The sequence below is a fragment of the Pseudoxanthomonas sp. genome, from assembly GCF_036845285.1.
Taxonomy (GTDB): Bacteria; Pseudomonadota; Gammaproteobacteria; order Xanthomonadales; family Xanthomonadaceae; genus Pseudoxanthomonas_A.
On record NZ_DAIUEE010000002.1, the window covers coordinates 376,591 to 389,223 of the forward strand.

A 12,633-nucleotide genomic window follows, 5' to 3' on the forward strand; every position below is an offset into this window, starting at 1 on the left:
GTGCGATCGGCTCTAAAATAAGAATCATTCTTATTTCAGGTCGGTACGGGCGTTGCCCTTGGCCCGATGTCGACCGGCAGGCGGCGGCAGGGGCGCCGGCCGTTGCCGAGCAGTCCCCATGACTTTTGTTCCGCGTCCCACCGCTTTCCGTCGCCCGCTGAGTTTCGCCGTGGCTATCGCGCTGGCGGCTCCCCTGCTGGCGAATGCGCAGTCCAGTGCGCCGGATGCCACCACGCTGGATACGGTCAGCGTGCAGGCGCCCATTCCGAAGGACGCCGGCACGGCGACCAGGACGGCCACACCGCTGAAGGAAATCCCCCAGTCCATTTCGGTGGTCACGGCCCGCGACATCCGGGATCGCGGCCTGCATGGTGTCGAAGAGGCGGTGTGGTTCACCGCCGGCGCGCAAGGTGGCGCCTACGGCAGCGACAGCCGCAGTGACTGGCTGCTGGTGCGCGGCTTCGCGCCGGCGCGCTACATGGACGGCCTTGCGCTGCCTGAAGGCTCCGGGACCGGCATTACCCGTATCGAACCGTATGGCCTGGAGCAGATCGAGGTGCTGAAGGGGCCTGCATCGGTGAACTACGGTGCGATGCCGCCGGGTGGTCTGGTCAACTATGTCAGCAAGCGTCCGACCGAAGACACGCTGCGCGAAGTCGAAGTGCAGGTGGGTAGCGACGACCTGAGGCAGCTCGCTGTGGACTTTGGCGGGAAGCTCAATGAAAGCGGCACGCTGCTGTACCGCCTGACCGCGCTGGGCCGGAACAGCGACACGCCGGTGGATTTCATCCATGACGACCGTTACTACGTCGCACCAGCGATCACCTGGAAGCCGGACGACGCCAATGAGCTGACCATCCTCGCGCGCTACCAGAAGGCCGACACCAAGGCCGGTGCAGGCTTCCTGCCGGCGGCGGGCACGCTGCTGCCGAACCCGAACGGCAGGATCCGTCCCAGCCTGTATACCGGCGAGCCGAACGCCAACGACTACGTCAAGACCATGAAGTCCGTCGGCTATGAATTCCGCCACGACTTCGGCGGCGGCGTGCAGTTCAACCAGAGTGCCCGCCTGCTGGACTCCGAGGTCGAGCCTGCCGTGACCGTGGGTACCTTCGGGCTGCTGGCCGACCAGCGCACGCTGTTCCGCTACCTGTGGTCCACGCAGGAAGACGAGAAGACCCTCGGCCTGGACAACAATCTGCAGTGGCGCTTCAGCACGGGCCGCGCCGAGCACACCTTGCTCGCAGGCCTGGACTACCGTCGTGCGAAGTGGAACTACGACTCCAACTTCGTCTTCGCCGCCACGGGCCTGGACGCCTACAGCCCGGTGTACGGCTCGATGCCGAATCTGGTGCCGGACTTCGATCCCCTCACCACGGCCAGCACTCGCCAGACGCAGTCGCAATTGGGCGTCTACGTGCAGGACCAGATCAAGCTGGATCGCTGGGTGTTCACCGTCGGCGGACGACAGGACTGGGTCGGCACGGACACGGATGGTGGCCACCAGAGCGACGACAAGTTCTCCGCGCGCGTGGGCGTGAACTACGTGTTCGACAGTGGCCTGGCCCCGTACGTGGGCTGGTCGCAGTCGTTCCAGCCCACCATGGGTGCGGATTTCTCCGGTCGCGCGTTCGTGCCGACGACCGGTGAGCAGATCGAAGCTGGCCTGAAGTACCAGCCGGCCCACGGCAAGGTGCTGGCCACCTTGGCGCTGTACCAGGTGACCCAGGAGAACACGCTGACCATCGACCCGGATCCGGCCCATCCGCTGTTCCAGATCCAGCAGGGCGAGATCAAGGTACGTGGCGTGGAGCTCGAAGGACGCTGGAACGTCGGTCGTGGCCTCAGCCTGTATGGCGCTTACGCCTACATCGACTCGGAAGTGACCAAGAGCAATGATGCGAACACGCTGGGCAAGCAGATCGCGTTGCAGCCCAGGCACTCGGCGTCGGCTGGCGGCGACTACACCATCACCGGCGGCGCGTTGTCCGGGCTTGGTTTCGGCGCCGGCGTGCGTTACACGGGCACGCACTACGGCGATGCGCCCAACCTGTGGGAAACCCCGTCCTACACGCTGTTCGACGCCGCCGTGCACTACGACATGGCGAACTGGAGGTTCCAGCTGAACGTGCAGAACGTCGGCGACAAGGAGTACATCAGCGCGTGCAACGCCGTGTACTGGTGCTACTACGGCTATGAACGCTCGGTCACCGCGACGGCGCGGTACCAGTGGTAGGCCGCCGATAGTCGCCGCCAGCCAGCGCCATGCCGTCCCTGCTCACCGTATCCGCCATCCTCGCTGCCGCGTTGTCGGCAGCGGGGCTGTACGCCGGCTCCCCTCATTGTCGCTGGCACGCCTGGCGCCGCCTTGGACGCGCCGGTACCTGGGCGGGCGTGCTGCTCGCGCTCGTGTCATGGGTGCTCTGGATCCGCGAACTGGGTCTGGGCGCCGGGTCGTGCGCGATGCTCGGGACCTGGATGCTTGCGATGATGGCGGTGCCGTACTTCGCCGGCATGCGCGTCGACAACGCGACGCGGAGGGATGGCTGATGTGGGGGCGCGCTTCCGCCGGCATCGTGCCGGGCTTTTTCCTGTCCGCCGCGCTCGTGGGCCTGGTCAGCTGGCTGCTGCCTGGGCCGTGGCAGTCCACGCTGGTCGCCGGCGGGCTGGTGTTCTTCCCGGTCTGGATAGGCGTGTTCTGCCTGGCGTTCCGGTTCCGCACCGGTACACGTGCGTGGTGGGCGTACAGCGCGGTCGCGGCCACCGGTCTGGCGGCGCTGGCGCTGCTGCGCCACCTGCAATGGGTGCACTAGGCGTATTCCGATGAAGCTGAAATCCGCCACGCTGCGTACGTTCACCGCGCTGCACACCTGGGTCGGCCTGGTCGCCGGATTCGCGCTGTTCGTCGCGTTCTACGCCGGCGCGATCACGGTCTATCACCACGACCTGATGGTCTGGCAGTCGCCGCATGGCGCCCACCAGCCTGTCGGAACGCTGGAAGACGCCCAGCGCCTGCTGGACGAAACGCTCCGCCGGCATCCCGACTCGCGCAACTGGATCGGCATGCTGTTCCCGGGCGAAGAATCCGCGCAGCCGCTGGTCTATTGGCCCGACGCAAAAGGCACCTGGTACTACGCCACGCCCGATCACCTGCAAGGCAGCACCGAACCACCGGCCGCCGCGTTGTCCGAACTGGTCAATGCCCTGCATTACTCGCTTGGCATCCCGGTCGCAGGCATCTACCTGATGGGGATCGTCAGCCTGCTGTATGGCGTGGCGCTGGTGTCCGGCATCGTGATCCACCTGCCGAAACTGCTGGACGACCTGTTCGCGCTGCGCCCGGGCCGCAATCTCAAGCGTTTCTGGCAGGACGCGCACAACGTGATCGGCGTGCTGAGTCTTCCGCTGCACGTGATGTTCGCGGTCACCGGCGCGTTGCTGTGCCTGGGCATGCTGCTGGCACTGGCGCTCAATCCGCTGATCTACGGCGGCAAGTTACCGGATGCCATGCCCGCGGCGCTCGACACTGCCCCGCAGCTCGAAGCGACGGGAAAACGTGAAGCGCTCGGTGGATTGGCGATGTGGCATGCGCGTGCGCAGGAAGAGGCCGGAAAACAGGGGCTGCAGGCGTTCGAGCCGGTCTACCTGAAGCTGACCCACGCCGGCGATGCGAATGCGGTGGTCGAGATCACCGGCGAATCGCCACGCACGCTGGGTGCGCTGGGCGCCGTTGCACTGAATGCCAACACCGGCGAACTCGTCGCCAGCCAGTTGCCCGGCAACCGCGACGCCAACCACGCCACGTTGTCGATCGCCTATCTGCTGCACTTCGGCGAGTATGGCAATGCCTGGGTGCAGTGGCTGTACTTCCTGTTCGGCATCGGCGGTGCCTTCCTCTTCTACTCCGGCAACCTGCTGTGGATCGAGTCCCGGCGCAAGCGGCGCCAGGCCGTGCAGGGCAGGGCGCAGGTAGCAATGGCCAAGGCGACGGTAGGCATCTGCATCGGCGTCTGCGTGGCGATCTCGGCCGCCTTCGTCGCGGCGCAGGCGTTCGAGGCGAAAGGCGCGGCGTGGGGTATCCCGGTCGATGTCGGGGTGAAGGCCGCCTGCTTCGGCACGTGGGCGTCATGCGTGGCGTGGGCGGTCCTGCGTGCGCCGATCCGTGCGGCGACCGAACTGCTGTGGGCCGCCGCGATCGTTACCGCACTGGTGCCTCTCGCGCACGGCCTGGCGACGGGTGCCTGGCTGTGGAAGAGCGCGGCGGCAGGTCACACCGCGCTGTTCGCCATCGACATGGGCGCGTTGGCGATGGCGGTCGGCTTCGCCTGGCTCGCGCGCACCACCGCGCGGCGGGCCGCCATCGGTGAAGCGAACAGCGCCTGGGCGCTGCCCGCCAGGACATAGCCGCGCCGTCTCAGGACGGGTCTGTCGATTTGCGCGCCATCAGTTCCTGCAGGCGTTCGCGCGTGTCCGCACGCGTGAGCGGCTTGTCGAACAGGAACACGCGGACGCCGTGCGCCGGTACGTCCGCCTGCAGGCGGTTGCGTACGCGTTGCCGCTTTCCGCTGAAGGCATCGCGCCACTCCCCGGCTTCCAGGTAGTCCGACACCGACAACCGGGCCGGCGCGTCCGCCTTGTTCAACAGCACCAGCGCCGTCTGCGTGGCGCCTTCGTGCTGGAGTACGCGGTAGAAGATCGCCTGGTCGCCCTTCAGGCGGACGTTGAGCTGAAGGCCGCGCTGCAGGGCCGGTGTATCGCGGCGCAGGGTCGCGATGCGCTTGAGCGGCGCGAAGATCGGACTCTGCGGTGCGGCATCGATGCGCGCCTGTCCGAAGTAATTGCGGTTGCCCGCGTGCTCGGCGTTCCCACGTTCGAAGCCGGTTTCCGAGCCGTAGTAGATCACCGGAATCCCGCGTGCCGTGAACAGCCAGTGGTGCGCATCGATGAAGCCGGTGTCGGTGGCCTTCATGCGTGCCATGTCGTGGTTGTCGTAGAAGGTCATCAGGTCGTACGGGTTGGCGTACGGTCCGTCTTCCAGGTACAGCGCCTTGCCGAGTTCCTCGTAGCCGGTGCCGGGCTTCTCGAACACTTCCGTGAGCTTCGCCTTCAGTGGGAAATCCAGCACGCTGTAGCTGCCGTTGCGCGCCCACGTGTGGCCGGCGATGCTGGCGGCGTCGTAGTTGAAGTCCTCGCCGAACATGAAGAAGCCCGGCTTCTTCGCGCGGATGCGGTCGGCGAACTCTTTCCAGAATGCATGTGGCATCCAGGCGATGGTATCGACGCGGAACGCAGCCGCACCCTGGTCGATCCATTGTTCGTAGGCGCCGGCCAGGTACTCCATCACCGCGGGATTGTTTTCGTTGAAGTCGGACAGCTGCGCCAGACCGCCGCCGGTGTTGTAGAAGGCGTGCATCGGCTCGCGCCGCGGATCCAGCTTGTCGGGATAGAGGTTCTGGTGATCGGCGATCAGCTTGCCGTCCTTGTCCCAGACCTTGCCGTACTGCGGCTGCATCTTCGGCATCGAATAGGCGGGTGAGCCGTGGTTGCCGACGATGTCGAGCACCACGTCCAGCTTCTCTTCCTTCATCGCGGCGGTAAAACCGGCGAAGTCCAGGCCTTGGCTCGGCAGGTGTTCATCGAGCTTGTAGAAGTTGATGCCCCAGTAGCCGTGGTAGCCGGTCTTGCCGCGGTCGGTGAACATGCCCGCCCACTTCACTTCCTCGCCGCCGGTGAACGCTTCGTCGGGGTTGTCGACGATCGGCGTGATCCAGACCGAGGTGAAACCGAGGTCGCGGATGTAGCCCGCATTGTCCAGCACACCCTTGAAGTCTCCGCCGAGGTAGCCGACGTTGTCGGTCTGGCCTGCCGGTGCCCCCGGCGTGGGTCGATCGAAGGTGGGGTTCTTGCCGCCCTGATCGCGGTGATCGTTGGAAGGATCGCCATTGACGAAGCGGTCGGTCAGTACGAAGTAGACGGCTTCGCGCGCGAACGGCTCGGTCGTGCCATAGAAATCGTCGGCGGCGTACGCGGCAGGCGCACCGAGCAGCGATGCCAGCAGGATGGCGAAAGGACGTGGGCGGGGAGGTCGCATCAATGCACCTGCGGTTGGATGGACGGGGAGGCGTCGGTGGTCTCGTGTACGCCCGCCAGCGACACCGCCGCCAGCAGCAGGCTGGTGCCGCTGATCACGAGCGCGAAGATCGCCTGGCTGTCGAACAGATGGCGCAGTGCCGGCCCGAGCAACGTGGCGGCCACGATCTGCGGCACCACGATGAACATGTTGAAGATGCCCATGTAGATGCCCATCTTCGGTGCGGGCACGTGGCTGGACAGCAACGCGTATGGCATCGACAGGATGCTGGCCCACGCCACGCCGACCAGCGCGAACGAGCCGATCAGCCAGGCCGGATGCGGCACGAACCACATCGACAGGAATCCCAATCCTCCCAGTACCAGCGAGCCGGCATGCACGGCCTTGCGGTTGAGCGGCAGGCGTGCGGCGTAGAAGCTCAGCAGCAAGGCCACCAGCATCGACGACAGGCCGTAATAGCCCATGTAGGAGCCCACCAGGTCGGCGGCGTCCTGGAAGGCGCCATTGGCGGACTGGAACGCCGCCGCCTGCGCGGGCACGCCCATGTCGAAGGCGGCCGGGTCCGGCGCGGGCGCCTTGAAGACGTGTTCGGTCAATGCGGGTGTCGCCATGCTCCACATCGCGAAGAACGCCAGCCAGCTGAAGAACTGCACCACGCCCAGCCGCCGCATCTGTGCCGGCATGTGGACGACATGGGCGAAGATCTCGGCGACGACATTGTCCTGCCTGCGCTTTTCCGCATGGAAGCGTTCGAGGTCGTCCGGCGGATATTCGCGCGTGGTCAGGATGGTGACCAGGATGCTGGCCATGAAGACGAAGGCGCCGATCGCGAAGGCGATCTTCACCGACGGCGGTACCACGCCCGGACCCGCCTCGTTGGAGACACCGAGTTGCGAGATGAACCACGGCAGGTTGCTGGCCACCCACGTGCCGATGCCGATGATCAGCGTCTGCAGCACGAAGCCATAGGACCGCTGTTCTTCCGGCAGCTTGTCCGCGACCAGTGCCCGGAACGGCTCCATGCTGATGTTGATGCTGGCATCCAGCACCCACAGCAGGCCGGCGGCGATCCATAGCGTCGGCGAGTGCGGCATGAACACCAAGGCGATCGAGCTGAGGATCGCGCCGGCGAGGAAGTAGGGACGCCGGCGCCCGAGCAGCGGATGCCAGGTGCGATCGCTGAAGTAGCCGATCACCGGTTGCACCAGCAGGCCGGTCAACGGCGCGGCGATCCACAGCAGCGGCAGCGCATCCTTTTCCGCGCCCAGCGTCTGGAAGATGCGCGACATGAAGCCGCCCTGCAGCGCGAAGCCGAACTGGATCCCGAGGAAGCCGAACGACATGTTCCATATCTGCCAGAAGGACAGGCGGGGCTTGGCGATCATTCGGGTTCCCTGGCGGTGCGATGCGGTCGGAGTGCGCACGCGTTGGCGAGCGTCGCGGCATCTTGCCGACATGCGCGACCGATTCCATGCTGCACCGCAAACAATGCGCGCTTGCGACGGTGCCTGCGTCCGCGCGTGGCCGCGCCATGCCATGCCGCGCGAAACCGTTGGTGCATCAGCGTTTTGGCCGTACACACGTGCGACGGATGCGTCGCGGGTCGATCGGTGCGCGTCGTGCGCGCATCGCGATCTGCATACGTATTCATGCGTGCCGATGACGACCCGCCTGCGCGCATTCCGACGGGGCGTGGAATAGTGGCGCCCGCCGAGCGCACCGGAGGGGTGCGCTACGCATTGCGACGGGTGCATCGATGACGAAGAACAACTGGTGGCGCGGCGCGGTGATCTACCAGATCTACCCCCGCAGCTTCCTGGACACCAACGGCGACGGGGTAGGGGATCTTCCCGGCATCGTCGAGAAGCTCGACTACATCGCCGGCCTGGGCGTGGACGCCATCTGGATCTCGCCGTTCTTCAAGTCGCCGATGGCCGACTTCGGCTACGACATCGCCGACTATCGCGATGTCGATCCGTTGTTCGGCACGCTGGCCGACTTCGATCGCCTGCTGGCCAAGGCGCATGCGCTGGGCGTCAAGGTGATGATCGACCAGGTGCTCAGCCACTGCTCGGTCGACCATGCCTGGTTCAAGGAAAGCCGCGAGAGCCGCGACAACGCCAGGGCCGACTGGTACGTGTGGGCCGATCCGAAGGAAGACGGCACGCCCCCCAACAACTGGATGTCGCTGTTCGGGGGCGTCGCCTGGCGCTGGGAACCGCGCCGCGAGCAGTACTACCTGCACAACTTCCTCGCCAGCCAGCCCGACCTGAACTTCCACAACCCGGCGGTGCAGCAGGCCACGCTGGACAACGTGCAGTTCTGGCTCGACCGCGGCGTCGATGGCCTGCGGCTGGATGCGATCAACTTCTGCTTCCACGATGCGCAACTGCGCGACAATCCGCCGAAGCCGAAGGAACAGCGCGTGGGCCGCGGCTTCAGTCCCGACAATCCCTACGCGTACCAGTACCACTACCACAACAACACGCAGCCGGAGAACGTCGCCTTCCTCGAACGCCTGCGCGGGTTGCTGGACCGCTATCCGGATGCGGCCGCGCTCGGCGAGATCTCGTCGGAGGATTCGCTGGCGACCACCGCCGAGTACGTCACCGACCGGCGCCTGCACATGGGTTACAGCTTCGAACTGCTGACCGAAGACGGCAGCGCCGCCTATATCCGCAGCACGGTCGAGCGGCTGGAAGCGGCGATGGTGGATGGCTGGCCCTGCTGGGCCGTATCCAACCACGACGTGCAGCGCGCGGTCACGCGCTGGGGCGGTGGCGATGCGTCGCCGGCACTCGCGGCGCAACTGGTCGCGCTGGTGTGCTCGTTGCGCGGTTCCGTCTGCCTGTACCAGGGCGAAGAGCTGGGCCTGCCCGAGGCCGACGTGCCCTACGAAGCGCTGCAGGACCCCTACGGCAAGACGTTCTGGCCGAACTTCAAGGGCCGCGACGGCTGCCGCACGCCGATGCCGTGGAATGACGGACGCGAGGCCGGTTTCAGCCAGGGCCAGCCGTGGCTGCCGATTCCCGCGGAGCATCGCGCGATCAATGTCGCGAAGCAGGATGCCGATCCGTCGTCCGTGCTCAACCTCGTGCGCGGATTCCTCGCCTGGCGGCGGACACAACCCGCGTTGCGCAGCGGCAACATCCGTTTCCTCGATGCGCCCGAACCGGTGCTCGCCTTCGTACGTGGAGAGGAGGGGCAGCGCATCCTGGTGGTGTTCAACCTGTCTGCCGGTGACGTGCAGTGGCCGCTGCCGGAAGGCATCGTCGCCGATGCACTGGAAGGCCATGGCCTGCAGTGTGCGACACGCGAGGGCGGGACGCTGTCGCTGCCGCCACGCGGCGTGTATTTCGCCAGCATCGCCTGACACGTTGCGCCTCCGACCGCGTGTCGGAGGCACTGCGTCCCGTTCGAGGGCGTCACATTCCGCCGCCACGATGCGGCGCTCATGCACCGTGCGCGGACAAGACGAAGACGCCGGTCCGATGCCTGTTTTTCCGTATGGAACGCGTGTTAAGGACGCCGTCGGAAATATGCATGAATACGTATGCAGGCCGATTTGTGCGGCTGCGCACGCCACTACCATGGCCGCACATTCCGGGACACTGCGCCCGGCATGGAAGACCCGGGCGATCGCATCGCGCGACGCACCCGGTTCATCGCATACAACGTCCTTGGAGAGGGGAACATGCAACTCAAGCGCAACCTGCTGAGCGCGGCGTTGGCGTCCGCCATCGCGCTCACCGCGACCGGCGTACAGGCCCAGACCGCCACCGCCGCCGCTGACCAGACGCCCGCGAACGACGCGACCGAACTCGATACCGTCGTCGTCACCGGCATCCGCCGCGGCATCGAGAGCGCGATTTCCGTCAAGCGCGAGTCCACCTCCATCGTCGAAGCGGTGTCGGCCGAAGACATCGGCAAGCTGCCCGACGTCAGCATCGGCGAATCCATCGGTCGCCTGCCCGGTCTTGCCGCGCAGCGTGTCGCCGGTCGCGCGCAGGTGATCAGCGTGCGCGGTCTGTCGCCTGATTTCTCCACGACGACCCTCAACGGGCGCGAGATGGTCAGCACCGGCGACAACCGCAGCGTCGAGTTCGACCAGTATCCGTCCGAGCTGGTCGCTGGCGTCACCGTCTACAAGACGCCCGATGCCGGCCTCATCGGCCAGGGCCTGTCGGGCACGATCGACATGCAGACCGTGCGTCCGCTGAGCTTCGATGCACCGGTCGGCACCGTCGGTGTTCGCGGCCAGCGCAACTCGCTCGGCGCGGCGGCGGATTCGTCCGCCTACGGCGAGCGCATCAACGCCAGCTACATCACCCAGAACGAGGCCCGTACGTTCGGTTTCTCGATCGGCTACTCGCACACCACCACGCCGATCCAGGAAAACCAGGTCGGCCTGTACGAGCCGTGGCAGGCGATCGGCGACGGCTGGCGTCCGGGCGTGGCGGCCGGTACGTTCTACTCCGACGGCATCAAGGCGTTGCGCCGCACCGGCGAATCCAAGCGTGACGGCGTGATGGCCACCCTGCAGTTCCGTCCGTCGAATGCATGGACCAGCACGCTGGACCTGTTCCATTCGGAAGCCGAGCAGGTCGACACGGCCAACCAGCTGGAAGTGCACATCGGCGACTACAACGGCGGCTACGGCCGGCTGCAGGTCACCAACCCGCAGATCAATGGCAGCAACACGTTCACCGGCGGCACTGTCGGCAATGTGTATCCGCTGGTGCGCGGCATGTACAACAAGCGCGAAGACGAGATCAACGCGTTCGGCTGGAACAACGAATTCACTGCCGGCCAGGCGCGCATCGTCGCCGACATCGGCTGGTCGCGCGCCAAGCGCGATGAGCTCAATCTCGAGAACAACACGCAGATGCTGCCGGCGCCGCAGCTGGATACGCTGCAGCTGCAGATCCGCAACAACGGCTTTTCGCAGATCAATCCGGGTCGCGACTATTCCAATCCGGAATCGCTGTACCTGACCGGTACGATCTACGGCTCGGGCTACGGCAAGGTGCCGAACGTCGTCGATGAACTCCGTACGGGCAAGCTGGCCGCCTCGTTCCCGGCGCCGTCGTTCCTGTCCTGGATGTCCGACATCGATGTCGGCCTGAACTACGCCGACCGCGAGAAGAACAAGCGCCAGCCCGAGGGCAACATCAACCTCGGTGCCCAGGGCATCACCACTATCGCGTCGGACCTGCAGTACCGGCCGGTCGACCTCGGCTTCGCCGGCATCGGTTACATCCCCTCGTGGAATGTACCGGGCGCCGTGGCGCGCTACATGACGTTCGAGCCGAGCGACGACGCGTTCCCGTACCTGGTCGCCAAGGCGTGGGACGTGCGCGAGAAAACCACCACGGCCTACCTGCGCGGCAACATCAACACCGACTGGGGCAACGTCAGTGTTCGCGGCAACGCCGGCGTACAGATCCAGCGCGTCGACCAGTCGTCCGATGCGATCCGGCTCTCGAACGGCGGCAATCCCCAGCCGATCCATATCGGCAAGACCGTTACCGATGTGCTGCCGAGCATGAACCTGGCGTTCGGTTTCGAGAACGACCAGACCTTGCGTGTCGCCCTGGCCAGGCAAGTCGCGCGTCCGCGCGTGGACCAGTTGCGTGCTTCGCTCGAGGTCAGCGCATCGGACAACCCGAACGACCAGAACGGCTTGCGTGACAGCTTCGCCAATGGCGGCAACCCGGAGCTGGATCCGTGGCGCGCCAACGCGTTCGATATCTCCTACGAGAAGTACTTCGACACCAAGGCGTACGTGGCGGCGGCATACTTCTACAAGGACCTCAAGTCGTACATCTATACCCAGGACGACCCTTTCCACGACCTGTCCGAGTACACCGGCGGCTTCGCTCCCATCGGTGGTATCGGGGTCAATCCGACCGGCAAGCTCACCACGCCGCAGAACGGCAAGGGCGGCAAGCTGCAGGGCCTGGAACTGACGGCGTCGCTGCCGCTCGACATGCTCACCGATGCGCTGCGGGGCTTCGGCGTGGTAGCCAGCGCTACCTTCAACGACAGCAACATCAAGATCCGCGACCCGGAAAGCGCATCCAGCGTGGGCGGTGGCGACATCGACCTGCCGGGCCTGTCCAAGCGCGTCTACAACCTGACGGCGTACTACGAGAGGAACGGCTTCGAGGCGCGCGTCAACCAGCGTCGCCGCTCCGACTTCATCGGCGAGATCGGCAACTTCAACGGCAACCGCACGCTGCGCTACGTGGTCGGCGAGAACATCACCGACGCGCAGGTGAGCTACTCCTTCCCGGACGGCCATGTCCTGTCGGGGCTGAGCATTCTCCTGCAGGCCAGCAATCTCACGGACGAGGCCTACCGCACCTACGCCGGCAGCAAGGACCGTCCGCTGGAGTACGTCGAATGGGGCCGCAGCTACCTGCTGGGTGTCAGCTACAAGTTCTGATCACGTAAACCGTGCTCTCCCGGCCCGTCGGCGTCATGCCGGCGGGCTTTTTTTGTGCCATCCGTATCCTGGTGTTCGGAAGAGGCAAGGGAGC

Annotated in this window: 8 protein-coding genes; 6 read left to right on the forward strand and 2 right to left on the reverse strand. The window is 65.8% G+C overall.

Annotation, left to right across the window (positions count from 1 at the left end; all coding sequences use genetic code 11):
- The first annotated feature begins 118 nt into the window (after positions 1 to 118).
- From V7060_RS04320 to V7060_RS04335, 4 genes are read left to right on the forward strand one after another with little or no spacing between them, the layout of a single operon-like run.
- Positions 119 to 2,236 (forward strand): TonB-dependent siderophore receptor, encoded by a 2,118-nt coding sequence (locus tag V7060_RS04320; RefSeq protein ID WP_334178007.1) that lies wholly within the window; start codon positions 119 to 121, stop codon positions 2,234 to 2,236.
- Between the two features lie 29 nt (positions 2,237 to 2,265).
- Complete coding sequence (locus V7060_RS04325; RefSeq protein ID WP_334178008.1) at positions 2,266 to 2,550, forward strand: hypothetical protein; 285 nt, start codon at positions 2,266 to 2,268, stop codon at positions 2,548 to 2,550.
- The gene (locus V7060_RS04330; protein WP_334178009.1) at positions 2,550 to 2,813 is read left to right on the forward strand and encodes a hypothetical protein; all 264 of its coding nucleotides are present in this window, start codon (positions 2,550 to 2,552) and stop codon (positions 2,811 to 2,813) included. The genes V7060_RS04325 and V7060_RS04330 overlap by 1 nt, the downstream gene beginning before the upstream one ends.
- 10 nt (positions 2,814 to 2,823) lie before the next feature.
- Positions 2,824 to 4,404: a PepSY-associated TM helix domain-containing protein gene (locus V7060_RS04335; protein ID WP_334178010.1), complete on the forward strand. Its 1,581-nt coding sequence runs from the start codon at positions 2,824 to 2,826 to the stop codon at positions 4,402 to 4,404.
- Positions 4,405 to 4,414: 10 nt separating this feature from the next.
- Here V7060_RS04335 and V7060_RS04340 read toward each other — a convergent pair whose 3' ends face one another.
- Together V7060_RS04340 and V7060_RS04345 are read right to left on the reverse strand one after the other, a co-directional pair.
- The gene (locus V7060_RS04340; RefSeq protein ID WP_334178011.1) at positions 4,415 to 6,091 is read right to left on the reverse strand and encodes an alpha-amylase family glycosyl hydrolase; all 1,677 of its coding nucleotides are present in this window, start codon (positions 6,089 to 6,091) and stop codon (positions 4,415 to 4,417) included.
- A complete protein-coding gene (locus V7060_RS04345; protein WP_334178012.1) occupies positions 6,091 to 7,476 on the reverse strand; it encodes an MFS transporter in 1,386 nt (461 codons plus the stop codon). The genes V7060_RS04340 and V7060_RS04345 overlap by 1 nt, the downstream gene beginning before the upstream one ends.
- Positions 7,477 to 7,847: 371 nt before the next feature.
- Between V7060_RS04345 and V7060_RS04350 the strand changes: the two genes are divergently transcribed.
- Both V7060_RS04350 and V7060_RS04355 read left to right on the forward strand, forming a co-directional pair.
- Positions 7,848 to 9,464, forward strand: coding sequence for an alpha-glucosidase family protein (locus tag V7060_RS04350; protein ID WP_334178013.1), 1,617 nt, complete (start codon positions 7,848 to 7,850; stop codon positions 9,462 to 9,464).
- 321 nt (positions 9,465 to 9,785) lie between these two features.
- Complete coding sequence (locus tag V7060_RS04355; RefSeq protein WP_334178014.1) at positions 9,786 to 12,539, forward strand: TonB-dependent receptor; 2,754 nt, start codon at positions 9,786 to 9,788, stop codon at positions 12,537 to 12,539.
- Positions 12,540 to 12,633 lie beyond the last annotated feature (94 nt).